Source organism: Aliinostoc maniaoense (assembly GCF_058172895.1).
In genome coordinates, this window is the sequence record NZ_CP187952.1 from 5,454,773 (window position 1) to 5,479,633 (window position 24,861).

A 24,861-nucleotide genomic window follows, 5' to 3' on the forward strand; every position below is an offset into this window, starting at 1 on the left:
GGTAATAATATAAATAACTAGTAAAAACCTTATTTTTTAAGATTTTATGTCTAACGAATTACAAGAATCCTTTAAGCAAGCATATGCCAATCTAGAATTATTTCCATTGCTAGAAAAGAAAGAAACGGATGATTTTAGAGTAGATTATGGTAATGATTGTCTAGAAAGGTTAATTCAACGAATTGAATACAGTCCTAACGGTGACAGTAAGATTGTATTTACTGGACATCGGGGATGTGGTAAATCTTCTTTATTAGCTGAGTTAAGTAGAAGAATTAAAGAAAATTATTTTGTAGTTTTATTTTCTATTGCTGACAGTATTGAAATGTCGGCTGTTAATCATATAAATATTTTGTTTGCGATCGCGCTGAATTTAATGTCTGAGGCGGAAGCACGAAATGTAGACATTCCTGATACTACTAAGCATCAAATTTTTGATTGGTTTAAAAAACGTACTCGTACTACCGAAGTAGAGTTAGGAACTGGAGTTGAGGCGGGTTTTAATTTCCTGAGTTTTCTGAAAACACAGTTAAAAGCTGATGCCAAAGTTAGAGAAGAAATCACAGAGGAATTTGAACACAAGAGATCAGATTTAGTTGCCCGTGTGAATGAAATTGCTGCTTTAATTCAAGTAGCTACTAAAAAAGAAACTATAGTCATTATTGATGATTTAGATAAACTTGATTTGGCAAGAGTTAATGAAATTTATGGCAACAATATTAACTCGCTTTTTCAACCTAATATTCGGATTATCTATACTGTACCGATTGCCACCATGTGTAATACTTTTGTTTGGAGCAATATTCAATCAGCAAGCAGCTACCAAATTGAAGTGATGCCTGTGATCAAAATTTTTAGCAGGGGTGATAATCGCTTGCCTGATGCCAAGCCTCGAACTGAAGCAACTAATATTTTATGTGAGATATTACAAAAACGTATTTCTAGTGAATTAATAGATAAATCAGCCGCCGAAAAGATTGTTATTTACAGTGGTGGAGTTTTGCGGGAGTTGATTCGTATCGCTAATATATGCTGTCTTATTTGTTTGCAACTCATCAGACAGAAACCAGGAGAAAAGATTACCATTGATGACCAAGTTATAGAAAAAGCCATTAAAGAAATTCGGAATGAACTTTCTCTGCGTTTAGGAAAAGAAGATTTCAAGATTTTGCAAACTACTTATGAGGATTTCGAGCCTGATGATGTCAAGCAGCCAGAGTTTTTAGAATTACTACATGGGTTGCATATATTGGAATATCGTAATGATGAAACTTGGTATGATGTTCACCCCATTCTTGTAGAAACTTTGAAGCGCAGGGAGTTGAGAAATAAAAATGCTCAATGAAGATTTATTCACAGATGATGAAAATAAAGAGGCTTATGATTACTTAACTATTTCCATTGAAGCTAAAGCAAATAGATTAAATTTGCTCATTGCCGTTTGTGATGATGCCAGTTTTCGAGATGAAATTATTGCTCAGTATGAAGCAGAATTACAGCCAGAAATCCGTTGTTATCGGGTGACATTACCGAGAGGTGAACCGAGTTTGAGGGCTGCTATTGCTCAACTGGTAGACAGTGAAGAATATTTGCGTCAACATCACCCAGCAGTAATTACTGTGACTGGTGCAGAACAGCTGCATTTCTTGAAATTGGGAGAGGAGCGTTCTGAACAAGAGATATTTTTTGGTTACTTGCAGTGGACTAGGGAAGCGTTAAGGGCGTTTCCTTTTGCTATTGTCTTGTGGGTGACTAATCAAATATTAATTGAGTTGATGAAGAAAGCACCTGATTTTTGGAGTTGGCGCAGTGGTGTGTTTCGGTTTGTTTCTAGGAAGAAAAATACTATTTCTGGTAGGGAATTAGAGCCGATTCGGTTTGCTTTCAGTGATAATGAGATTTTAAGCATTGATGATGAAAATGATTATTTATTACCTATAGAAGATTTAGAGAAATTTATTCAAGAGTTAGAAGGAAGAGGCGTAAAAGATGCCGCTTTAGCAACTTTGTACTTTAGCTTAGGAGATATTTATAGAAAAAGACTAGAGCGGGGTGAATGTCAGGATTATAAAAAGGAGCAAGAATTAGGAATTGAGTATTTAAGCAAGGCTGTGGAACTGCAACAACAGTTAGGTTTAAAGAAAGACTTAGCCACTAGCCTCGACAACTTGGCTGGACTTTACTATTCCCAAGGACGCTATGACCAAGCTGAACCTTTGTATCTCAACGCTTTAGAACTCTATAAACGCCTGTTGGGAGGCAATCATCCCTCAGTCGCCACCAGCCTCAACAACTTGGCATCACTCTATAAATCCCAAGGACGCTACGACCAGGCTGAACCTTTGCTTCTCCAAGCTTTAGAACTGAGTAAACACCTGCTGGGAGACAATCATCCCTCAGTCGCTACCAGCCTCAACAACTTGGCATCACTCTACAAATCCCAAGGACGCTACGACCAAGCTGAAACTTTGTATCTCCAGGCTTTAGAACTCTATAAACACCTGCTGGGAGACAATCATCCCTCAGTCGCCACCAGTCTCAACAACTTGGCATCACTCTACAAATCCCAAGGACGCTACGACCAAGCCGAAACTTTGTATCTCCAGGCTTTAGAACTCTATAAACACCTGCTGGGAGACAATCATCCCTCAGTCGCCACCAGCCTCAACAACTTGGCATCACTCTACAAATCCCAAGGACGCTACGACCAAGCCGAAACTTTGTATCTCCAGGCTTTAGAACTAATTCAACGCCTGCTAGGAAACAATCATCCCTCAGTCGCCACCAGCCTCAACAACTTGGCTGAACTTTACAATTCTCAAGGACGCTACGACCAAGCTGAAACTTTGTATCTTCAAGCTTTAGAACTCCATAAACGCCTGCTGGGAGATAATCATCCTGATGTCGCCACCAACCTCAACAACTTGGCTGCACTTTACGATTCTCAAGGACGCTACGACCAAGCTGAAACTTTGTATCTTCAAGCTTTAGAACTCCATAAACGCCTGCTGGGAGATAATCATCCTGATGTCGCCACCAACCTCAACAACCTAGCTGCACTCTACGACTCCCAAGGAAAATACAGCGAAGCCAAATCTCTGTATCTCCAAGCTTTGAATATTTTGGAGCGAAGTTTAGGAGTGAATCATCGTCATACTGTGACTGTGCGTAAAAACTTAGCAAATTTACGCGATTCTCTCTAATGAGAACACGAAAATTGACCTTCCCAACCGCATCACTCTAGCTTTTATCTCTAAGTTTCCTGTTTTGAACTCAAAGTTTCATGTTCAGAACCCGAAGTTTCGTGTTGCAAACGAGAATGTTCTTGTTTCCAACTCAAGTATTCTTGTTTCCAGTGAGAACGTTCTTGTTCTAAACGAGAATGTTTGTGTTTCAAACGAGAACTTTCCTAGCTTTGCGCGATCGCCTTTCATCAGAAACATAACAGCGATCGCGTATATAGGGGAATGTTGACTAGCGATCGCTAAACCCCATCTAATCAAAAAATTTAGTGATCTAGCAATTGTAATCTGAATTAGGTCAGTCCGGGTAGGTTGCTGCGATACTATTTTTATAATGTAAATCACATCACATAAACTTATGGAGCCAGACTCTTTACCAACTGAGGTGATTCTGACCCATCCGCGTCGTTCCCTCGGTAAAATTCAACTAGACTGGACACCCCAACCCGGAAACTATCTCGATTTAGAAGGTAGAACCTACGCGGTTTTAGAACGCCGCCATAGATATCAGTTGAAATCAGGACGTTATCGGTTACATAATATCGCTCTCTATGTCCAGTCTGCTCAAAGACCAGCTGAAAAAAGTTTAGTGGCAGGGCGTTGGGTAGTTGGGGATGCTAGCTGTAGATATAATGCCAACTCAGAAATTATTCGCTGTGCTGTCAATCCTAATGGGCCTTGTGAATCTTGCCGATTTTATCAAAGTGCAGAAGTCAGGAATAACTGATGAGGAGTTAGCAAAGTCCCTAGTGTTTAACTAACTACCATTACCTAGTACTTCTTTGACAGTTAAGCGCGTACCATTGACAAAATCCCATCCTGATTGGGGGCGTTTGCCAGGTAGCTGCACTTCTCGCAACAGCAACAAACCTTCACCAGTCTGGGCAACTGCGCCAATTCCTTTGGCGATGCTTACTATCTCCCCTGGATTACCCGCGATATTAGTTAAATCCGGTAATTTTCCCCAGACTTTTTGCATTTCTGGTGGTAGTTCATCTTTGTAAGCAGCGTCAAGGGGAAGGGTAGCTGTAATTTTGATAGTCTGGTCACGAAAGGTAGCTGTACAGTTGGGGTAGAATCCTCTGATTTGGTTATGTAATTGCATCGCGCTCTTTGACCAATCTAAGGCATAATCTGGTTTTTGAATTAAGGAAGCATAGGTGGCTGCGCTATCATCTTGCGGAATTGGTTGAATTTCTTGATTTTTGAGTTTGAGCAAGGTTTCTATTAATAAATCACCACCAATTTCAGAGAGTCTACGGGCTAAGTCATCGGCATTATCTAATAAACCAATGGGTGTAGTGGCTTTGAGTAGCATCGCCCCAGTATCCATCCCTGCATCCATTAACATGGTTGTGATCCCAGTTTCCGCTTCACCGTTGTATAAGCACCATTGAATAGGCGCAGCACCACGATATTTAGGCAAAATCGAGCCGTGAACATTCACACAGCCCAATTTGGGCATATCTAATATTTTTTGTGACAAAATTTGTCCATAGGCAACTACCACAAACACATCTGCATCTAGTTGCTGGAGTTTAGTTAAGGTTTCCTGACTTTTTTTAACTCGCTGGGGTTGCCAGACTGGGATTTGATAATTTGTAGCCACCACTTTTACAGGTGAAGGTGTCAATTTATTGCCCCGTTCTCGGCGTTTATCTGGTTGGGTAACAACTGCCAAAACTTCTAATTCTGGGTGATGGCATAATTTCTCTAGAGTCGGAACAGCAAATTGGGGTGTACCAAAAAATACAATTTTCATGAACCTAGCGATAGTCAAGAGTCAATAGTCAATAGTAAAGTGTTAAGCCGCAAGTGTGTACAATCAAAAATAAGTGTATTACCCATGACAAAACCCCAATTTTCTTGATACACTTATAATTGGGTTCTTTAGCCGAAAAGTGGATGTTAACTGCATCTGTAGCTAATCAGTTTTACAATTTGGCTACTTCTACCAAATAGTTCTGAGGAAATATTAGACCTGTTTATCCGGCGAAAAGTGTAGTTACTTTGCCATAAAGCATAGCACTATCGCTATTGTGAAAGCTCCAACAATAATTTCTGCCCTAGGGTAGATGGTAATCTTGTTTTTCGAGTATTATATGTTGTGCGTCAGCTTTCCCTCATTTTAAAGTAACGCTTCACTCAAACCGTTATCGGGGTCTGCACTGTTGTAGCGAATATAAACAGGATAGCCAGTTTGGACTAATTCTGTTGTGACGCTAACCCTAACAGTTTGGTTTATAGATGATCTACCTTTGGACTATTCAAGTTTGTAGTCCAACATATATTTTTATTCACTTTTGGGCAGAATCCAATTTTGCCTATCTTTAGACTTGACTGCCGCACAAAAAATCATTTTAGGAGTAGTTACTAGTTAATCTGCTTATATTTTTTGTTGGCAAATTTTCAGTAAAATCCCTTGGTTTCAATAGCAAAGCATGAATTATGAAATTTTATATAAGTAAACATCTGGAAATTTACAAAAATTGTGTCTTGATGGTCGTTAAATCCTGAAGTTTGTTGTTATACCTGATATCAAGACCTGCTTTTTGATCGAGATCAATATTGCTCCTCACACAGCAACCGCCCCTCTGGAGAGTCCACCCATGCTTAAACCCCTTTTGCTGTCAGGATGGTTTCGCGTACAACCATTTCTTAATTATTTTGTTGTTCTTATACTAATTGCTCCTTTGGTTGCGGCTTCAGCTCACTCTAGTTCAGCAAAGCCATCGAAAACAGTAGCAAAAGTTACGGCTAAACCTGGAGAATCTAACACTGTATCCCAGGACAAAGTTACTGTTAGTGAAGCAGAATTAGCTGAAGTATTAACAGTAGAGCCAATTAATTCTACAAATAGCAAAATAGAAGTTATCCCACAGGCAATTGCGCCGCAAATATTACCAGCAGAAAATATTTCTGAGTCTTTATTAGCAACAGAATATTCTCCTTCTGGTATTGATAGTGCGGTTGTTGATCCTTTGGCATCTGTGGAATTTGCACCATCAGTAAGTGCGAAAGCCACAAAAAAAATTCCTACTTCGGCTGATAATAACTTATTGGCAGCAGTTCAACCTCTACCGACACTACAAGACTCTCAACCAGATGTCGCGCAAGATCCGCCTGTGACGCAGCCCCAACCTGAACAGACTTCAGAACTACCAACTGATCCTATAGGTAGTCCTCATCCGATTCCTTGGAAATGGATTGTGAGTACTCAGGAAGCGATTGGCTCTCAAGGGATGACGGGAGTAAGGTATTACCGGAGTGTACCTGTGGTTTCTCCTGACGGCAAATTTGCAGTTTATAGCAGAGTACAAATCGAGGTTAAACCCGAAATGTACAACTCTAAAGTTACTAGTGTTTTATTTGTAGAAGATAGAGAAACCAAGAAATTGCGGGTGATGGCTTCTACAAGCACTTTACATGATCCGTTAATCAAAACCAAGGCAACATTAGCACAGCAAACTAGCACAGATGGGAAAATAGGGGTATTAGTGCCTGTTAGTTGGTCAGAAAAAAGCGATCGCTTTTTAGCACGTAGGTTTGAAGGAGTATTCAATACAGGTGATTCTACAGATCGGGCGGTAATTTGGGATCGGCAGAAAAACCAAACTAACACAGTTGCTCCGGCACAAAATGAACAAGATGAGGAAAAAATTGCTGTCTTGTTAGGCTGGAGTAAAAATGAGCCTGATCATGTTCTATTTCGTGCTGGGGAAATGGGGGAAGAAGACTGGCCTGTAGTGAAAGTAGCTGTTGATGGTAAAACCGGATCTATTACAGAGAGCGATCAGCCGATAACTTACGGTGACAAGCTGACAGAAATTTGGGTTGGGCCACAGGTAGCTTCGCGTTAGCTGATAGTGATGATGGCAAGAAGGAATTATTTCAGCCTTGCCACATCAGTAGTCTATTACAAACAGGAAAAAGCGGTTACTAACTGTAGTGACCGCTTTTTGATTTTTCAGGACTTATACCATTTCACAAAAAATATGATGCAAATGTAGGTTGGGTTGAGGAACGAAACCCAACACCTCAAAGTCTTGTGATTGTTGGGTTTCACTTCGTACCCCTACGGGGAAGCAAGCTACAACCCAACCTACGCATCTGTTTCATTCTTTTCATGAATTGGTATTACGCAGGTGTCACCGATGGATAGTGCGTGACTACATAACTACATAACTGCCGAAATTAACAAACAAAATCTCCACGTACCCAACCTAATTGGTTGCGGAAGGAAACTTGATACCAATAATAACCGCCGTGAGGAGAATCTGTAGAGTTGACTACGCTCACAATAGCTCCATTTGGAACTCGATAAACTACTCTATAGCGAGTACTTGGGCCACTACGCATATTTAACAGGCCACTTCTATCTCTGGTACAAATCCGAACAGTGCTACTCAGCAAGAGATTTTTGCTGGCTTGAGGAGAGCTATAGGCATCAGAATTATTACCATTGAAATTGGTTGGAGCAGCAGTTGCGGGTAATGCAGAAGTTGCGATTGCTGTGCCAAGGATGAGTGAGAGAAAAATTTTAGACATGGTATGTACTTCCGAGATAAAGTGAAAAAGTTTGAAATACTTAAATCTGGACATCGAGAAATTGGGGTTGATAGGTGCGAACGAAACTTATCAACCGATCTAAATCCCCTCTACTTACTAATCCAATGCACCCTGATGTCCCATCTTCACCGTTATTTTTTCCAAAAGAAGGATCGACATGAAATCCTAGAAATGTCCTTCCTGTCCTAAATAAAGGTTGAATTGGGAGAAAGCGATCGCCTGCTTCGGCAATCGTCCCAGGAACGACAGTTTTGGAAACTTTGTATCTTCCATTCGGTAACGGCGCGTCAGTTCCGCTTTGGTGACGGTTTCTATTTTGTGTATGGGTTCGTCCCGAAACGGTGATAAATCTATTAACAAGTTGTCCATTTGCATAGAGACGAAGTTCATACAATGGGTTGTTGAGAACATTCGTCTGCCCTGTTGGAACTAGAGTCATATAACTGCCTAAATTGCTGCGGTTAAATGCTTTCACAGTTACAGGTTGGGCTTTTTTTCTATGTCTTCTTACCTGTTTATTACCTAACTTTTGTGGTTGTTTAGAAGTGTTCTCTACTTCTATTTCAGCAGTTTCTAAAGACATAGATTTGTCTTGGGAAACTGCATATTTTGTTTGCATTAGTTTTCTCTCTTGCTGAAGTTTTGACTGTTGTGTAGTCAATTCTGGCAATGAGATAACTTCCGCATTTACTGAACAGTTTATGACTGTTGCATAAAGCAGAGACATCAACATGATTTGGAGTAGTATGTAGTCTTTATTCCTCTATTTCTCAAATTTATTCGTTGATTTTCATCATTAACATCCGAACGATTTCGTATTTTATTGAAAATCAATAAAATTACTTAAGAAATGTATATATTAGGAAATCTTCGTATAGTAATCGAGGTTGCTAAATAAAATTTGAGCAATTTAATTCTGAAAAATATTGTGATTTTGTGTTTTTAGGGAAAGCAATAATTGTGTTGAAGTGTTGAAACCCTTGTGTGACAAGAGTTGTTTTAAATTTATATTCAGATGGAAATAATTAAAATTGATTATTATATATAAATCAGTACAAATATAAGTAATATTTCAGTATATTAAGGGATTTTATATTTAATAAAATCTACATGATTCAATTTAGATCAGTAGGAATGCAAGGTTTTGTACCTCTAAGTGGGTATTTTTGATGAAAAAATTACTGTAAGTAGTCACAGAGTGTTATTACAACATTTATCAATTAACTGAACACTGTTAAATGTGATACTTGTTAATATACACTCTGCATAGAAATTTAGGGTGATGTTTCACTCCTTTCCAATTCCGGTATAGTTTCTTTGATACGACGGATGGGTAAATTAGCAATCAAAGCTGTGGTGCGTTGATTACTTTCGAGGGCAAATTCTAGAGCATCTGTATCTAGTTCCACATAGCGACAGACTACTTCTAAAATTTCCTTACGCATTTTTTCTAGAGTTTGGGGATCTAAGTCGGCGCGATCGTGAGCGATTACCAATTGCAAACGGCGTTTGACTTGAGAGCGACTGGTATCAGGGCTACGTGAAAACAGTTTATCTATCAATTCGAGGATCATTACTTCTGGGTGTGCCGAGACTGCAAGTTAAACGATTTTAGTGCGTAACAGCTTTCGCAGGCGGGTAAATATATTTTCGTGGGGTGAATCAAGGTCGAGAAATTCGACTGTTTCTCCTTCGAGTCTCCGAGCAATGTTTTCAAAAGCTACAGCCGCGAGGGAGGGAGTGTCCCCTAATACTAAAGGTTCACCACGGTTGGTGGAGACAATTACACGCTCATCATCAGGGAGTACGCCAATTAAAGGTATTGCTAGTAATTCTTGGACATCTTGCACAGACATCATGTCATTAGCCCGTACCATTGCGGGTCTGATGCGGTTGATAATCAGGTGAACGCGTTTAATACCTTGGGCTTCTAATAACCCAACTACCCTGTCAGCATCGCGCACGGCGGAGATTTCGGGAGTGGTGACAATCAGAGCTTCTTTAGCTGGGGCGATCGCATTTTTAAAGCCATTTTCAATCCCAGCCGGGCTATCAATAATTACATATTGATACTTTTGTGAAAGTGCATTCACCAATAACTTCATCTGCTCTGGGGTGACAGCATCTTTGGTACGATTTTGGGCGGCTGGTAAAAGTACCAAGTTGGGTTGACGCTTATCTTTAACTAATGCTTGTTCTAGTCGGCATTCTCTAGAGAGAACTTCCACGGCTGTATAGACGATCCGGTTTTCTAGACCTAAGAGCAAATCCAAATTCCGCAGACCGAAATCCGCATCTACTAGGGCAACTTGCCGACCCATTTTGGCTATAGCCATGCCCAGATTTGCTGAAACAGTAGTTTTACCCACACCTCCTTTACCGGAGGTAATGACAATAATACGAGTCATGATACAAGTGCGCTGGATGAGGGTTAAAGAATTATATTAAATGTATTTATGGTGCTTGATTAATCCTAGTTAAGAGGTTTCTAGAAAAATCAGTAGCTTTGACGATGCGAATCCCTCTAGTGGTAATGTGTGCCACTTCGGGGAAAAATTGGGCTGGTAGTTTTTCTGGGGATCTAGCGACAGCATCAGCGATTCGTAGCTGGGTGGGTTCCATGTGCAGTGCCATAATCAGACACTCACGATTGCCAGATGCGCCAGCATGAGCCACGCCTCGGAGACGACCCCAGACGAGGATATCTCCGTCTGCCACTACCATACCACCGGGGTTGATGTCACCCAATAAAATTACTGTACCGGGGTGACGAATTTCTACACCAGAGCGGATAGTCATTTCCAGGTATAGGGCATCGGCTTGGGGTGTAGGGGCGGCTTTCGGTTCTGAAGACAGGATGGTTTCTGGCTGTAATTGTTCTACAGAATAACCGGATGTGACGGCGGCGATCGCAGTTTGTCGGCGACTAGTGGCGACTGATTTTAGTTGCAGTTGCACCTCACTAAAAGTTTCGGCAAGTTGTTGCAGTTGCCTTGTATCTAACAGACGATCATGTGCAATTAGATGCACGGCTGTATTTGGTGTACGGAGGCGATCGCCTGCCATTAAGCGAAACTTTAACTGTTGCCAAATATCAGACCAAGCAAATTCTGAAGCAGGTACTTGTAATTCTGTCGGTAAAATTACTAATAGTTTTTCTCCCTCAGTCTTGAACTGGACTTGAATATCATTTTTGGCTTGATTTTCCACGAAATCAGCCGCATCAAGATCCACTAACTCAAGATCGGACTCAACATTTTCTGTTGTACCAACATCAACTTCTACATCACCAGCAGTAGAATTTGGCTGCTCATCCAAGCTGACAGCGTTCTGTTCGCCATCATCAGTGTCAGCATTTGACTTGAGATAGAGAAGTACAGAATCTAGCTCTGTATCTGGAATAATCGAGTTAGATTCTTCCTGAAAAACGGTAGAATTTGCATCTTTAACGGCTTTTGTAGTCGTCAATTCTGCATCAGTTAGTGCAGAAGTCGGCTTGAAATTGGGGATAGCAGAATCAGAACTCATGCGGCTCCAGCCAAAAGTAATTCGTAATTCGTAATTCGTAATTCGTAATTTTCTACGGGTGTAATTCGTAATACATACGAAAAGTTACGTAATTTACGGTGGGAAATTCAGAGGTCATCTGAATTTTTAGGGTAAGCATCTGTAGTCTTCTTTGGAAGATTTGGTATAATTACCAATATTAGACTAGTTGCAAAATACAGCAACATTTTTACTTAAGTATTTTTAGTTAATGTTTTGTAAATTTTTGCCAAGGCTTCAGCATCTCCCACATTACCCGGAAATAGGACTACTGGCAAATTGGGGAACTGGGAATGATCACTGGGGGTAATTACCATTGAACAGCCTGCTAAAATTTGACCAAGTAACCTTGCTGATGTTAATTCCAAGCCTGTACTCAATACATCGTTGGAAGTGATGCCGCCTTTGCTAATCAGAAAACCAATATCAGAAGGTAGTCCTTGAACAATATCCATCAATAACCGGGAAACTTTAATCCCAAATTGTAAGCGAGTCGTGACATCAGCAAATGTGAGTTCCTGACGACTGGTGTACACTACTGGGGTTTTACCTGAGTTGTGTACTTGATGTATGTTGTCTAAAATTTCACTCAGGAGTGTGGTAGCTGTATCTGTTTGTTCATCTAGTAACCGCGATACATTCACTTCAATTCCCACAGTCCCCGCTACTTTTAATAAAGCTTCTAGTTGCTGGGTGGTTTTCTTGACATGAGAACCAACGATGACTGCGCCTGGTTTACCTTGACGCACATACTCCGCCATATTCTCGGCGGCGATGGGTTGGGGTGGCAAAGCTGCTAAAGCTGTTAAGATACTGGCAGCACTGCGGAATAAAAACCGTTTACCTTGACTGGCGGCGGCTAAAATATCGACAGCAAAGCGATTGAGATCCGCTTGATTTTCACCATCAACAACACAGCACTGATTACCTGTAAGTTGTAATAAGCGTTCTAAACTGCCGTTACGAATATCATTTAGTAAAAACCTTTCTACCTCAGACTCGGTAATTCTTCCTTGGGTTTTTTCCTCCACATACTTTGGTAAGTAGCTGTGATGGTAAGCGAAAACCGAATCCCGTGCAAACTCAGTTTCATGGACTGGGGTTGGTACACCATCAATTATCAAGTAATGTACACTATCGCGGGTGATGCGTCCCCCTTCAAAGAAAGCTGGAACGAGAAAATGAGCATCAAATGAACCGAGTTCGTGAGCGATCGCATCAGTTTCAATGGGATAATGTCCCCGTAAGGTAGAATCAGAGCGACTCACCACCAAAAAATCTGTGATACCTTCAGCCGCTATAGCCACCTTTAAGTTCTGACATACTTCCTTTGTTACCGATGCGGCTGACTCTGGGGGTAAGGCTCTAGTATTAGTCAGGACAAAGAAAATCGGCGCATCATCCCGCAACCCCAAGCGTAAAGTTTCCACATCCCAACGCATTAACAGCAAACAGCTATGGACTGTTTGAGAACCGGTAGGATCATCATCTAAAACAATTATTTTAGGTTTGTTATTCATGGAATTAAAAATTAGTCAATAGTCAATAGTCAATAGTCAATAGCTATTGATTTTTTTCTCCCTTGTCTCCCTTGTCTCCCTTGTCTCCCCCTACCTACTCCTCGTTCTTCGTGCTTGCACATCCAAAGCAATCTGCAATACTTGATTTAACAGGAGAGAGTATTCACTAGCCTGGGAACTTGAGTTTAAGGCTTGGATATGAGTCAAATTATTGACAGATAAATCTGGATTATCTGCAAGCAGTCTTTTATTATCCCGCAAAAGGCGATCGCTTTTGAAAGCGCGGACTAAATCTTCCCGCAGAAATTGTAGGGCTGTGATCACTTTATCTCTATCATTGAGGCTATCATCTAGTTCGCCTGAGACTGCCAACTGATCATTAACATCGACAGCAACAATCAAGCCATGATATTGGTCAACTGCATCAAATAGCTTGGTGAGACTTTGGGGAATTTTGAAACGTTGCCAAAGCGATCGCGCCACGATCACCACCAGCCAGATTATGATCAAAAGGGCAATACCCTGGGGAATTGCTGAACCGATGGTGGGCAGAATAATTAAACCATACACCAAGCCCACAACCACAGCCGCGATAATCAGCGACACCAGGATTTCATTTTGCCAAAATTTTAAACGTTGTTGGGGGGTGGCGATCGTTGGCGATCGTAAAACTTTATCGGGAGACACGCCACTCAAGCGTCTTAGTTCCCCCTTACTAATTTCCAACCCTATCAAGTCCGGCTGCACAACTGCAAACTCCCAGGAAAGTGCAAGTAGCGTATTTATTTTAGTGCGGTTTGGGGTTCGGTTTAATGCCGGGCTAGAGCAATTGAGACTAAATTACAGTAGCTAGATGTAGGTTAGGTTAAGCGCAGCGCAACCCAACATCGATATTAAAAACTTAACCGATATCTTGGTGTTGGGTTTCCTTTCGTCAACCCAACCTACTAACCTAAATTGCAGTAGTCAGGAATTGATTGCGTTAGGTGCAACTATCACCTCAAAATAATTCTATGTGAAAACTGTTATTTTCCAAATGAATAATAGACCCTTATTAAAAGAACAATTACAAGCCAAGCTGAAGAATATTCAAACTCAAGCTGATGGTTCTCCTGTCACAAATTTACAGCTAGATCAAACTATAGCCGCAGAAATTGCACAATTGACGACAGAATTAGAAAACTGCAATCCCAATCCTAGCCCTTTATTGTACGCCACTGATTTATTAAACGGAGCTTGGCAATTACAATATTCAACCGCTAGAGAAATCCGTGCTTTAGATTCCCTTCCCTTGGGATTAAAGGTGGGTAAAGTCTATCAAGTAATTGATGTCAGCAGTAAACAATTTTTCAATTTAGCTTTAGTCAAACATTCACTGGGGTTACTATCGGGATATGTAAAAGTAACAGCTAGTTTTGAACCTGCTACCGATGATGTATCATCATTACCTAATAAACGTATCAATGTCGATTTTGACAAACGCTATCTAGCAATTGAGAAGATTTTAGGAATAAATACACCAGTACTTAACCCGTTTAAGGTTGTTCGAGCTAATAATCCTCAAGGTAGAATTGCGACTCTCGATATTACTTATTTAGACGAATCTTTAAGAATTGGCAGGGGTGGCGATGAGAGTTTGTTTGTTCTGACTAAATCTGCTGATATAAGTAGAACGGTGTAAATAATTAAAGGTTTGTAGTAAGGACTAAAGTCCTTACTACGAACTAAATGCAATTTTTTTACATTACTTTACATAGTTTGGTTTTTTCAAGTCGTTCTACTTACCTGATGTGTGAAAATGCGATCGCTAACGGTGAGAGCTTTGCTCCATATTATCAGCAATCTTTGTACTTTTTTCTACGCTTTTGGGTGGATGAATGACTCCGTAAGAATGAGTAGAAATTAAATAAAAGCCTAACAAGAGGGTAAATTTATGACTCAAGGTAACGGACATTCCCAAGAACCTATTAGCAACTTAGAATACGACTTTTTGACTGTGTTACATAACAAAGCTGAAGCTGTGAAAGCTTACGAAACTTACATTGAAGATGCAAAAGCAGTGAACTCTCAGCCTTGTGTAGACTTATTCCAAAAATTGCGTCAATCAGAAATTGAGCAAGCAAAAGAAATTCGTCGTCATCTGCAACAAGTAATGCAGCACGGTAAAATGTAAAACAGGTTTGTAGTAAGCACTTTAGTGCTGAGATTTTTGATAAAAGGACTAAAGTCCTTACTACGAACTAGGGAGTTTTGAGAGTTTTTCCGTAAGCTAGTTTGATTTCTCCCGTAGTTTGTGATGCTTGAGCAGCAAAATCACAGATAGATTGGAATGGACAAAACCGACAGTGATGTCCAGGATTTGGAGGAAATATTTCACTGAAACTCTTAGCCGCTTCTTGGTATAGTTGAATATCTGATTGATGTTTTCTGGCTATTTTAACTAATTCAACTTTTAACGATTCCAACTCATTATTTTTGAGTTGAATTAATTCTGATTCTTGCCGCAATTCTAAATTATAAAATGAAGCTACAGCTTCCCGACCAGGATATAAATAACTAGCAGCTAATAAATAAACTAATGCTTGTCTTTTATCAAAGTGAGATTTGCCTGTTTTAAAATCTACAATATGCAAAGTTTCAGCATCTGACTCGATAAAAACACAGTCCATTGCTGCATATAAACGGAAGCGATAATTAGCTTGTTCAATCACAATTGGTTTCGGAAAACCTTCGTCCCCGCGAGTTAATTGTAAAATCCGTTTCCCTAAAAGTAGAGGTGCTTCATAATATTTTTTCAGAATTTGTAAAACTCGTTGTTGTACTTGTACAGCCGAATTACTTAATTTTAAAAGTTTAGCAACTTGTTCTACTCCATCGGAGCGCGTTAACAGATGCCGATTATGATGAAACTCATAAACACCTTTTTGCGCTAGTAACCCAATGCGCTGGGGTGGTGTAGCATTTGCTAAGAGTGCTTTAACCTGTGGGTCGTGTTGACGCGCTTTGATAAACCCCCGTCTCATCTGGCAGTGCCAACGTTCTTGCCCTCTCGCTGGGGCAACTAAAGACCAGAGGTGATAACTAACAAAAAGTCGTTCGGGGGTTGACATTGGTCAATCGCAGTGAGAAATAATACGGTGGAAGACGCTTGCAGCTACGCACGCTTTGCGGGAAGCTTCCTAATAGAGTTCACAAGATATGGGAGAGAGTGGCAAACATGAGTGGTAGCAATTCTAGCAAGATAAAATTTGGTACTGATGGATGGCGAGGGATTATCGCCGATGATTTCACTTTCCCCAATGTGCGGAAAGTAACAAGAGCGATCGCAAGTTATTTAGAAACAGCCTATACAAAAGATAGACCAGTTCTGATTGCTTACGATACACGCTTTTTAGCTGACCAGTTTGCCCAGACAGCAGCCCAAGTCTTGGCTGATTTAGGATGGAATGTTAAGATCACTGATCGGGATTGCCCCACACCAGTAATCGCTTATAATGCCCGTCACCTAAATTCGGCGGGAGCATTGATGTTTACTGCTAGTCACAATCCAGCACCATACTGTGGGATTAAATATATCCCTGATTATGCTGGCCCTGCCACTCCAGAAATTACTGATACTATTGTGGCAAATATAGAAACTGCATCGGATGAATTGCCAAGCGGCAAACCATCAGGTTCTATTTCTATTTTCGATCCCAAACCGGACTATCTCCAATTTATCTATACATTGCTGGATGTTGAACGGATTAAGAGCGCGCAGCTAAAAGTCAAGTATGATGCGTTATATTCTACATCCCGTGGCTATTTAGATGAAATCTTGCAACAAAGTGGCACACAATTAGAAAGTTTCCACACTTGGCGCGATGTGCTGTTTGGCGGTGGAATGCCTGAACCTAAAGGGGAACAGCTAGTAGAATTAGTGGAAGCAGTGCGCCGAGATCATGCAGATTTGGGTTTGGCGACAGATGGCGATAGCGATCGCTTTGGTATTGTAGATGAATTAGGCAACGTCCTCACCCCTAACACGGTGCTTTTGGTGTTAGCTAGACATTTAATCAAAAACAAAGGTAAAAGCGGCGCAATCGTCCGCACAGTGGCGACAACGCACCTATTAGATAACTTTGCAGCTAAACACGGCTTACCACTTTATGAAACAGCCGTAGGTTTTAAATACATTGGTGAAAAAATGCGGGAAACTGCTGTTTTAATTGGTGGTGAAGAATCAGGCGGTTTAAGTATAATTGGGCATATTCCCGAAAAAGACGGCGTTTTAGCTGATATGCTAATTGCAGAGGCGATCGCCTACGAAGGTAAACCCTTAAGTCAATTAGTCAAAGAAGCGATCGCAGAAGCTGACGGCCCGCTTTATAACAAGCGTTTGGACTTACACTTAACAGAAGCCCATAAGAATGCTGTCATTGACTCCTACACCAAAAATCCGCCCTCTGAGGTAGCTGGAATTGCCGTCAAAGAAGTCGGACGCAAGGACGGGATTAAACTGTATTTAGCAGAAGGAAGTTGGGTGTTACTGCGTCCTTCCGGTACTGAACCACTGGTACGCGTTTATTTAGAAACCAACTCCCCAGAGAAACTTAGCCAACTCGCCCAAGAAATGGAAAGTGCGATCGCTAAGTTAGCATAGAACTTTAGACCGCAGATGCACACTGAGATATTTAGTGTACATCTGCATCTATCTATGGTTATATTTTTTATGAAAAGCTTTGCTAATTTTTTGATATCTTTAATTGTAGCGATTTGGGTAGTAGCGATCGCTATTCTTTCCGTCCAAAATTTCGAGCCAGTATCTTTAAAATTCTTAACATTCCAATCAATTAAAATCCCAGTCGGTATAGTGCTGGCGTTTAGTGCTGGTGTGGGATTGGTTGGCGTGTCGATTCTACAACCCCTCTGGAATCTTGCTGATTCTGGTAACTCCCGCTTAGAAGAAGACGCAGAATTTTTCGTTGATGATGAAGATTTTTAAAGTTCACCTCAATCTGGATAGCGTTTGGAAGTGTGGAGAACGCGAAGAATTTCCACAGACTCTAGTTGGACTCGGTAAATCAGAATGTATGGCGTATTAGCAATTACTAATTCCCTTGTTCCTTCCACACGTCCTAGTCGTCCCATCAAGGGATAACTCTCCAATTGGTTAGCAGCACTTTGAATCCTCAATATGACTTCTCGCGCTGCTTGTGGATTGTCTTTGAGGATATAATCATGTGCCTGTTCTAAATTACGCAGCGCACGGCGTAGCCATTTAATCTGCATTGGTAAGCATTGCAAAAGTTGCCATTACTTCCTCATCGCTGGCAAAGTCCCCTGCATCAGCTTCAGCAATTCCCTTGTGAATTTCTTCTATTTGCCATTGGTGCATCTCTAGATAAGCATCTATAGCTTCATTGAGTACATAAGAGCGATCGCGGTTTATACCTTTGGCAATTGTTTCTAGTGCCAGCTTTTTATCAGTCTCTATCCGAAATGTAATATTTTCTTTACTCATAACTATTTTAGCCTAGATTATTTTCCATAATATTACTTTGCACTATTTTGCATTGCAATGCAATACATTGTTAAGCTCAATTTTCTTGCTAAAGTAGTGTTTAATTTGAAACACTCATGTAATTCAGTAATTAAGATATGCCAGAAAAACCACAAAATACTTTGGAAATTGAAAATCTGGAGGAAACCGTTATTGATGAATTGGAAGATGATACTCCCCTTGATATTCCTCCAGAGCGAAGACGTGTCAAAACTGGTAAGAAAGATGTACCTATAGAAACTCTGAATGGATGGGTCAAACGGGGTAAGCTCAATCTTAGACCAGATTATCAACGTTATTACGTTTGGAATAAAACCAAAGCCAGTCGATTGATTGAATCCTTACTCCTTGACATACCAATTCCGACTATTTACATTGCAGAAGAAAATGACAATCTGTTTTCTGTTGTTGATGGACAGCAAAGATTAACAACAATTTGTTCATTTATTGATGGAAAAATCGATGAGCAAGACTTTAAACTATCAAGTTTACAAGTTATGAAGGAACTGAATCGTAAATCTTTCAAAGATTTATCCCAGGATTTACAAGATAAAATATTAAATTATGATGTCCGCATAATTATCATTGAAAAAGATTCAGACCCAGACGTAAAATTTGAAATGTTCGAGCGGCTTAATCTAGGTGCAGAAAAACTCAATGAACAAGAATTACGTAATTGTATTTATAGAGGAAATTATAACGATTTACTATGTGAACTCTCTAAAAATAAGTATTTATTAAAAATAATGGGTTCTAATGAACCTCATCCGCGAATGAAAGATAGAGAAATGATTTTGAGATTTTTTGCAATGTGGCGCAACACTCATTTAAAGTACACAGGATCAAAAAAAAGATTTTTTAATCAGGAAATGGAAAAGCATCGCAATATTAACGAAAAAGAAATAGCTAAAATGCGTCAGGTTTTTGAAAAATCTATTGAAATGTCTTTTACTGTTTTCGGTAATCAAGCATTTCGCAGGTTTAATCTTGGTGGTAAAAAAGACAATCCAAATGGTTATTGGGAAAAAAATAAACTTAACATTGCTCTTTGGGATACAATATTGTACACTTTCAGCTATTTTGACAAAAATCAAATAATACCAATCGCAGATAGAGTTCGAGAAGAATTTTTAGACGTAATGACCCATGATATTAAATTTGTTGAATATATTACTAGTACCACTGATAAACCAGAAGCAGTTAAGTACCGGGCTGAAGCATGGCGGAAGAGATTAGACTCATTGGTTAATGATAATCCTAAAGGAACACGCACTTTCTCTCGCAAGTTAAAGCAAGAACTATTCACTCAAGATCCAACTTGTCAAATTTGTGGTCAGCATATTCATGATATTGATGATGCTGAAGTTGACCACATACAGCACTACTGGCGAGGTGGTAAAACCATACCAGAAAATGCGCGTCTTACTCATCGTTACTGTAATCGATATCGAGGAGGTCGATTGTAATAATCGACCTATGGTGAATAGTCTTACTTAGATTGGGATTTACGTTCAATGTGAATTAAGTCTTGAAATGCTTGTAATTCCGTAGATATTTACAAAACTGTGGTTTTGAGCGAGTCTTGAAACCTTTGTGGGATAAGGGCGTTTCTAATTCACATCAGGCGTGATTTGTAAATTCTCAATCCAAATAACTCTATAAAATCTTGTCTTCGTTTCTTAAGCAGGTCTAAACATTTTTATTTTTTAGACTTAATCGAGTAGTTTTAGCTCTGACCTTATAAGACAGCATCATTCGTATTGGGAGCGATCGCCTAAGTTCGGTGTCAAGCGATCGCTGGTTTTAATTTAACTGCACAACAAATTTTTAACGCTAGTTTGTGATTATGGCTGTAAATTATCACAATATTATTACCATTGAACCAGGAAAAAGAGGCGGTAAACCTTGTATTCGGGGAATGCGAATAACTGTGTATGATGTGCTATCTTATCTTGCTGCTGGTATGACCTACGAAGAAATACTTGATGATTTTCCTTATTTAACGCCAGAAGATATTTTAGCTTGCATTAGATATAGCCAATTTTTTTTAGCTATGGGTTAACTGTAGCTTGAGATAGTCGATAAAATCTAGCATTTCTGTTTCAGACAGATGATAGCGCGATCGCTTGCCATATTTTTGCTGTAAAAACTCCCTTCCCTGCTCTGGACTCCAATTTAATTGTGATAAATAATTATCAGTTTCAGCAATAAAACCTGCACGATTCTCAGGCGAAATTAACTCTTGATTATAATTCTGAATATTGTTAACTTTCAGACTAACTTTCTGTCCTAGAGCTTGCCAATCTATTTCCTTATGTCCATCCCAGCTAACACCTACAGCACGATAAGTTACTGGATTATAGATAGTACAAAAGACAATTGTTTTATCACCAGGACTAACTGCGATTGTCAGAGGATGACACAACTGTTCATGTGTTAACGCATCCAGAGAAAGTAACAAACTTTTAGAAAAATAAGATTCACTACCTGAGCGAACTATATAAGGCTTATCCGCCAAAATATGCACATCAGTTTTTCCAGATTCACCGTGTGATGTCTCCACTTTCTTATTACATTCAATGCCTGTAATCAATCCTGTCAAAGCCCTATCATAAATCGGAATTGGTTTAGTATCATCCGAGAGCATATACCAACAGTGATCACTTTCCTTACTCACAAAAACATACTGAGCCTTGGGGATAGAGCCGAACCCTAATTTAACATCCATAAATAGCCTAATAATTTCAGTCTAGAATCTCCTTAATAGATATAGTTCCCCAACCATCAAGCTAATTAACACTTAAAACCCTCCGCGCCCCTTTGCGCTTCCCTCCGCGCCCCTCTGCGTTAAAAAATAAAACCCCACTCCCAGCCAAAATCTCAGCCTAGAAGTGAGGCATTCAAGCAGATTAAACTCAAACTATAGTTTCCGGCTCATAACCCAAAGCCTTTAATCTGCCTTCCAACTTCTGCACTCTATATTCTGCTTCCAAACGCAGTTGTTCTTCTATACCTAACCGTGCTTCCGCATCCATAAACCGTTCTTCTGGAGTCAGCAATCTGCGTTTCTGCTCATCATACCAATACAACCATTCTCTTGCTATTCCTTGATAAAGACCTCTTTCCTTACCAATTCCTAAACCAATTTCAGGCAACCAAATAGGATTTCCTGAAAGCAAGAAATACTCCCCATCCTCTAGACGATACACTTCCAAAGGCGGCTTTTTGCGACGGAAAGGATTGTAAACAACGTAATACAAAACTCCCATTTCAGCATAAATGTCTTTTTTGGTACTGTATTCCCCTAAATGTTTGGGCGAGGCTACTTCTATAGCTAACATTGGCGGATTTTCTTCTTCCCACAGCACATAGCTCAGGCGTAAATCCCCATCAACAAAACGTTTAACTCCGACACTTAAGAAACCATCAGGGACGATCGCTGGCTTTTTTGGGTCATAATAAATACCCATATTTACACCAAAGTACCAATCCCATCGGTCTAACCAAACTAAAGCCAGTGTCGCTTTTAGTAAACTTGGAATTAATTCTTGTATTTCATTATCCACAGGCGTGTCCTCGGAGTTCGGTAGCTCTTCGGAAGATGGTAAACAGTGTAACGAGTTGTAGTTTAACATGAGAGTTTTTCTCTGACTCTAGTTTTAGATAGAGAAATGTATCAAGAGAGAATAAGTGTCAGTAACTAAAGATAAATCGTGTGTTCTCTTGAGATACCAGGCACTATCAAAGGATAATAAATTTAAGGGTACATGGAAAAGATTTATATTTTCTTAATAGGAGTGTAACTGATGAGTCAAACCCCTGTTAACATCACTTATTCATTAGAGGAAATCTTAGGACAAATCAATCAGAAGCTAGATACCTTACAAAAAGACGTTACAGAAATTAAAATCGGGCAAGCCAAAATGGAAGCGGAACTTAAGGGAGACATTAAGGCTTTAGAAGCGGAACTCAAGGGAGAAATTAAGGCCTTAGACATGGAGGTGAAAGGAATCGGTAAGCGGTTAGATACCCAAGAGTTTATCAATCGTTCTGTAGTGGTTGGCTTTGTCTTAGCCTTGACAGCCGGAGTCATCAAATTATTTTTTCCCAGTTTATCTAATTAGTTATTGCCATCGAGCCAATTTCATACTTTTGATTAGGAGTGTAACTGATGAGTCAAACCCCTATTAACATCACTTATTCATTAGAGGAAATCTTAGGACAAATCAATCAGAAGCTAGATACCCTACAAAAAGATGTTACAGAAATTAAAATCGGGCAAGTCAAGCTAGAAGCTGAACTCAAGGGAGATATTAAATCTCTAGAAACGGAACTTAAGGGAAATATTAAATCTCTAGAAACGGAACTTAAAGGAGATATTAAGGCTTTAGAAGCCGAACTCAAGGGAGATATTAAAGCTTTAGACACAGAGGTGAAAGGAATCGGTAAGCGGTTAGACACCCAAGAGTTTATCAATCGTTCTGTAGTGGTTGGCTTTGTTTTAGCCTTGACAGCCGGAGTCATCAAATTATTTTTTCCCAGTTTATCTAATTAGCAGAGAACCCCACCTTCCTCAAGAAAGCGGGGTTCTATAGTCTCACAATGCTCACAAATCCCAATTAATTACCGATTGCTGGTGCATTCAAAGAAACTTCTGCTGTTTCTGGTTGTTGATTCGCTAACGTAGGAACAGAATCACGCAACCTCGCTGTCAGTTGTACAGTTGTAGCGTCGTACATCTGAGTCAGTAATTTAGGATAGAAACCAATCCCAATAATTGGCACTAACAAACAAGCAATGATAAACACTTCACGGGGTTCAGCATCAATCAAAGCTTGATGAGAAACTAATTCTTCGTTTTCCTGTCCGTAGAAAATTTCGCGCAACATTGATAGCAGATAAATCGGAGTTAAAATCACCCCAACCGCCATCAAAAATACGACGATGACTTTAAAAGTAGAGCTATAAGCGTCACTGGTAGCAAAGCCGACGAATACCATTAACTCTGCTACGAAACCACTCATCCCTGGCAATGCTAAGGAAGCCATTGAACAAGCGGTGAACATAGCGAAAATCTTTTGCATCCGCTTACCAACACCACCCATTTCATCTAACATCAGGGTATGTGTCCGGTCATAGGTTGCACCCACGAGGAAGAATAAACTCGCCCCGATTAAGCCGTGGGATACCATTTGCAAGACTGCGCCACTTAACCCTAAATCGGTAAAAGAGGCAAACCCGATAATTACAAACCCCATGTGCGAAATTGAGGAGTAAGCAATTTTGCGTTTGAGGTTGCGCTGGGCAAAAGACGTTAAGGCTGCATAGATGATGTTAACTACCCCCAAAATTACCAAAGCTGGGGCAAAGTACGCATGGGCATCAGGTAGCATCTGGGCATTCATGCGAATTAGGGCGTAACCACCCATTTTCAGCAGAATCCCAGCCAATAACATATGCACGGGGGCTGTAGCTTCACCGTGGGCATCTGGTAGCCAAGTATGCAGGGGAATGATGGGCAATTTGACAGCGTAAGCAATCAGGAAGCCACCGTAAAGTAACAATTGGAAATTGAGGGCGTAATCTTTGAGGCCGAGCGATCGCATATCAAAGGTGACTGTATCGCCATAAAAGGCCATTGTCAACGCTGCCACCAAAATAAACAGCGAACCGCCTGCGGTGTACAAAATAAACTTGGTGGCTGCATACTGACGCTTTTTACCGCCCCAAATCGCCAGCAGCAGGTAAACGGGAATCAATTCCAGTTCCCACACCAGGAAAAACAGCAGCATATCCTGCACAGCGAATACAGCGATTTGTCCGCCGTACATCGCCAACAGTAAAAAGTAAAATAGCTTAGGCTTGAGGGTCACAGGCCAGGCTGCTAAAGTTGCCAAGGTGGTAATGAATCCAGTCAAAATAATTAGGGGCATAGACAAGCCATCAGCCCCGACTGACCAATTCAAATCTAACTGGGGAACCCAGGCATAACTCTCCACCAGTTGTAAATCGGGGTTAGAGAAGTCGTAGCCAGTATAAAAAGCGTAGACAATCAGCGCAAAGTCTATCAACCCGACAATCAGGGAGTACCAGCGCACGGTTTTGCCGTCTTTATCTGGGATAATGGGGATCAGTAGCGACGCTGCGATCGGTAACAAGATAATCGTCGTCAGCCACGGAAAATTAGCTGTATTCATTACAATTTGTCTGCTATCAAAATCATGGTTGCCAAAAAGCCACTAGTTATTAACTAACAGCTTTTTGACGATTTGGCATTTATTGTTAGTTTGATTTAATCAAATCAGCAACCCCTCATTTGTCGCTTGGGAGTCTAGCCGTTAAACTTAAATCTTAACGATGCGATGGTATAGCGCAGTCCAGGCATTGCTAAGATACACCATACTATTTGGTTGTGTCGAAAACAGCACCCTGGGATAAAAAG

General features: G+C 40.3%; 28 protein-coding genes. 13 read left to right on the plus strand and 15 right to left on the minus strand.

Features of this window, described 5'->3' with window-relative positions; genetic code table 11:
- The first annotated feature begins 46 nt into the window (after positions 1-46).
- Entirely contained in the window at positions 47-1,345 is a 1,299-nt protein-coding gene (locus ACPZ3T_RS23845; RefSeq protein ID WP_490271921.1) for an ATP-binding protein, read from the plus strand.
- Complete coding sequence (locus ACPZ3T_RS23850; RefSeq protein ID WP_490271922.1) at positions 1,335-3,203, plus strand: tetratricopeptide repeat protein; 1,869 nt, start codon at positions 1,335-1,337, stop codon at positions 3,201-3,203. The genes ACPZ3T_RS23845 and ACPZ3T_RS23850 overlap by 11 nt, the downstream gene beginning before the upstream one ends.
- Before the next feature lie 50 nt (positions 3,204-3,253).
- Here ACPZ3T_RS23850 and ACPZ3T_RS23855 read toward each other — a convergent pair whose 3' ends face one another.
- Entirely contained in the window at positions 3,254-3,397 is a 144-nt protein-coding gene (locus ACPZ3T_RS23855) for a hypothetical protein (RefSeq protein ID WP_490271923.1), read from the minus strand.
- 203 nt (positions 3,398-3,600) lie between these two features.
- Between ACPZ3T_RS23855 and ACPZ3T_RS23860 the strand changes: the two genes are divergently transcribed.
- Positions 3,601-3,969: a DUF6464 family protein gene (locus ACPZ3T_RS23860; protein WP_490271924.1), complete on the plus strand. Its 369-nt coding sequence runs from the start codon at positions 3,601-3,603 to the stop codon at positions 3,967-3,969.
- Between the two features lie 30 nt (positions 3,970-3,999).
- Here the strand turns inward: ACPZ3T_RS23860 and fmt are convergent, their stop codons facing one another.
- Positions 4,000-5,004, minus strand: a complete 1,005-nt coding sequence (gene fmt, locus ACPZ3T_RS23865; RefSeq protein ID WP_490271925.1) for a methionyl-tRNA formyltransferase — start codon at positions 5,002-5,004, stop codon at positions 4,000-4,002.
- Between the two features lie 847 nt (positions 5,005-5,851).
- Between fmt and ACPZ3T_RS23870 the strand changes: the two genes are divergently transcribed.
- The gene (locus ACPZ3T_RS23870; RefSeq protein WP_490271926.1) at positions 5,852-7,102 is read left to right on the plus strand and encodes a hypothetical protein; all 1,251 of its coding nucleotides are present in this window, start codon (positions 5,852-5,854) and stop codon (positions 7,100-7,102) included.
- Between the two features lie 334 nt (positions 7,103-7,436).
- On the opposite strand, the gene ACPZ3T_RS23875 is transcribed toward ACPZ3T_RS23870, so the two are convergent.
- The 7 genes from ACPZ3T_RS23875 to ACPZ3T_RS23905 form a co-directional block, all read right to left on the minus strand.
- Positions 7,437-7,790: an SH3 domain-containing protein gene (locus ACPZ3T_RS23875; protein ID WP_490271927.1), complete on the minus strand. Its 354-nt coding sequence runs from the start codon at positions 7,788-7,790 to the stop codon at positions 7,437-7,439.
- 40 nt (positions 7,791-7,830) lie between these two features.
- The gene (locus ACPZ3T_RS23880; protein ID WP_490271928.1) at positions 7,831-8,430 is read right to left on the minus strand and encodes a L,D-transpeptidase; all 600 of its coding nucleotides are present in this window, start codon (positions 8,428-8,430) and stop codon (positions 7,831-7,833) included.
- Positions 8,431-9,085: 655 nt separating this feature from the next.
- Positions 9,086-9,385: a cell division topological specificity factor MinE gene (gene minE / locus ACPZ3T_RS23885; RefSeq protein WP_490271929.1), complete on the minus strand. Its 300-nt coding sequence runs from the start codon at positions 9,383-9,385 to the stop codon at positions 9,086-9,088.
- A 27-nt stretch (positions 9,386-9,412) separates the two neighbouring features.
- Positions 9,413-10,219 carry a septum site-determining protein MinD gene (gene minD / locus ACPZ3T_RS23890; RefSeq protein ID WP_490271930.1) on the minus strand — a complete coding sequence of 269 codons (807 nt, stop codon included), beginning with the start codon at positions 10,217-10,219 and terminating at the stop codon, positions 9,413-9,415.
- Positions 10,220-10,265: 46 nt separating this feature from the next.
- The gene (gene minC / locus ACPZ3T_RS23895) at positions 10,266-11,339 is read right to left on the minus strand and encodes a septum site-determining protein MinC (protein ID WP_490271931.1); all 1,074 of its coding nucleotides are present in this window, start codon (positions 11,337-11,339) and stop codon (positions 10,266-10,268) included.
- Between the two features lie 212 nt (positions 11,340-11,551).
- Positions 11,552-12,877 carry a four-carbon acid sugar kinase family protein gene (locus ACPZ3T_RS23900; RefSeq protein ID WP_490271932.1) on the minus strand — a complete coding sequence of 442 codons (1,326 nt, stop codon included), beginning with the start codon at positions 12,875-12,877 and terminating at the stop codon, positions 11,552-11,554.
- Positions 12,878-12,967: 90 nt separating this feature from the next.
- Positions 12,968-13,624, minus strand: coding sequence for a hypothetical protein (locus ACPZ3T_RS23905; protein ID WP_490271933.1), 657 nt, complete (start codon positions 13,622-13,624; stop codon positions 12,968-12,970).
- 289 nt (positions 13,625-13,913) lie between these two features.
- On the opposite strand from ACPZ3T_RS23905, the gene ACPZ3T_RS23910 reads away from it, so the two are divergent.
- From ACPZ3T_RS23910 to ACPZ3T_RS23920, 3 genes are read left to right on the plus strand one after another with little or no spacing between them, the layout of a single operon-like run.
- Complete coding sequence (locus tag ACPZ3T_RS23910; RefSeq protein ID WP_490271934.1) at positions 13,914-14,558, plus strand: PAP/fibrillin family protein; 645 nt, start codon at positions 13,914-13,916, stop codon at positions 14,556-14,558.
- 47 nt (positions 14,559-14,605) lie between these two features.
- Positions 14,606-14,758: a hypothetical protein gene (locus tag ACPZ3T_RS23915; protein ID WP_490271935.1), complete on the plus strand. Its 153-nt coding sequence runs from the start codon at positions 14,606-14,608 to the stop codon at positions 14,756-14,758.
- 52 nt (positions 14,759-14,810) lie between these two features.
- On the plus strand, positions 14,811-15,050 hold the full coding sequence (locus ACPZ3T_RS23920; protein ID WP_490271936.1) for a hypothetical protein: 240 nt from the start codon (positions 14,811-14,813) through the stop codon (positions 15,048-15,050).
- 67 nt (positions 15,051-15,117) lie between these two features.
- Here the strand turns inward: ACPZ3T_RS23920 and ACPZ3T_RS23925 are convergent, their stop codons facing one another.
- Positions 15,118-15,987: a PD-(D/E)XK nuclease family protein gene (locus tag ACPZ3T_RS23925; RefSeq protein WP_490271937.1), complete on the minus strand. Its 870-nt coding sequence runs from the start codon at positions 15,985-15,987 to the stop codon at positions 15,118-15,120.
- Positions 15,988-16,094: 107 nt separating this feature from the next.
- Between ACPZ3T_RS23925 and ACPZ3T_RS23930 the strand changes: the two genes are divergently transcribed.
- Both ACPZ3T_RS23930 and ACPZ3T_RS23935 read left to right on the plus strand, forming a co-directional pair.
- Complete coding sequence (locus ACPZ3T_RS23930; RefSeq protein ID WP_490271938.1) at positions 16,095-17,519, plus strand: phosphoglucomutase/phosphomannomutase family protein; 1,425 nt, start codon at positions 16,095-16,097, stop codon at positions 17,517-17,519.
- Positions 17,520-17,588: 69 nt separating this feature from the next.
- Positions 17,589-17,861, plus strand: a complete 273-nt coding sequence (locus ACPZ3T_RS23935; protein WP_490271939.1) for a LapA family protein — start codon at positions 17,589-17,591, stop codon at positions 17,859-17,861.
- A gap of 8 nt (positions 17,862-17,869) precedes the next feature.
- On the opposite strand, the gene ACPZ3T_RS23940 is transcribed toward ACPZ3T_RS23935, so the two are convergent.
- Together ACPZ3T_RS23940 and ACPZ3T_RS23945 are read right to left on the minus strand one after the other, a co-directional pair.
- On the minus strand, positions 17,870-18,148 hold the full coding sequence (locus tag ACPZ3T_RS23940; protein WP_490271940.1) for a type II toxin-antitoxin system RelE/ParE family toxin: 279 nt from the start codon (positions 18,146-18,148) through the stop codon (positions 17,870-17,872).
- Positions 18,138-18,380, minus strand: coding sequence for a CopG family ribbon-helix-helix protein (locus ACPZ3T_RS23945; RefSeq protein WP_490271941.1), 243 nt, complete (start codon positions 18,378-18,380; stop codon positions 18,138-18,140). Before ACPZ3T_RS23945 ends, ACPZ3T_RS23940 begins: the two co-directional genes overlap by 11 nt.
- Before the next feature lie 137 nt (positions 18,381-18,517).
- Here ACPZ3T_RS23945 and ACPZ3T_RS23950 point away from each other — a divergent pair, with 137 nt between their 5' ends.
- Positions 18,518-19,885, plus strand: coding sequence for a GmrSD restriction endonuclease domain-containing protein (locus tag ACPZ3T_RS23950; RefSeq protein WP_490271942.1), 1,368 nt, complete (start codon positions 18,518-18,520; stop codon positions 19,883-19,885).
- 380 nt (positions 19,886-20,265) lie between these two features.
- Positions 20,266-20,481 (plus strand): DUF433 domain-containing protein, encoded by a 216-nt coding sequence (locus tag ACPZ3T_RS23955; protein WP_490271943.1) that lies wholly within the window; start codon positions 20,266-20,268, stop codon positions 20,479-20,481.
- Here ACPZ3T_RS23955 and ACPZ3T_RS23960 read toward each other — a convergent pair.
- Positions 20,467-21,147, minus strand: coding sequence for a hypothetical protein (locus ACPZ3T_RS23960; protein ID WP_490271944.1), 681 nt, complete (start codon positions 21,145-21,147; stop codon positions 20,467-20,469). The genes ACPZ3T_RS23955 and ACPZ3T_RS23960 overlap by 15 nt on opposite strands.
- 187 nt (positions 21,148-21,334) lie before the next feature.
- Positions 21,335-22,054 (minus strand): Uma2 family endonuclease, encoded by a 720-nt coding sequence (locus ACPZ3T_RS23965; protein ID WP_490271945.1) that lies wholly within the window; start codon positions 22,052-22,054, stop codon positions 21,335-21,337.
- 171 nt (positions 22,055-22,225) lie between these two features.
- Here ACPZ3T_RS23965 and ACPZ3T_RS23970 point away from each other — a divergent pair, with 171 nt between their 5' ends.
- The gene (locus ACPZ3T_RS23970; RefSeq protein WP_103136059.1) at positions 22,226-22,543 is read left to right on the plus strand and encodes a hypothetical protein; all 318 of its coding nucleotides are present in this window, start codon (positions 22,226-22,228) and stop codon (positions 22,541-22,543) included.
- 47 nt (positions 22,544-22,590) lie between these two features.
- On the plus strand, positions 22,591-22,974 hold the full coding sequence (locus ACPZ3T_RS23975; RefSeq protein WP_490271946.1) for a hypothetical protein: 384 nt from the start codon (positions 22,591-22,593) through the stop codon (positions 22,972-22,974).
- A gap of 64 nt (positions 22,975-23,038) precedes the next feature.
- Here ACPZ3T_RS23975 and ndhD1 read toward each other — a convergent pair whose 3' ends face one another.
- Positions 23,039-24,616 carry a photosynthetic/respiratory NAD(P)H-quinone oxidoreductase subunit D1 gene (gene ndhD1 / locus ACPZ3T_RS23980; RefSeq protein ID WP_490271947.1) on the minus strand — a complete coding sequence of 526 codons (1,578 nt, stop codon included), beginning with the start codon at positions 24,614-24,616 and terminating at the stop codon, positions 23,039-23,041.
- Positions 24,617-24,861: the final 245 nt, after the last annotated feature.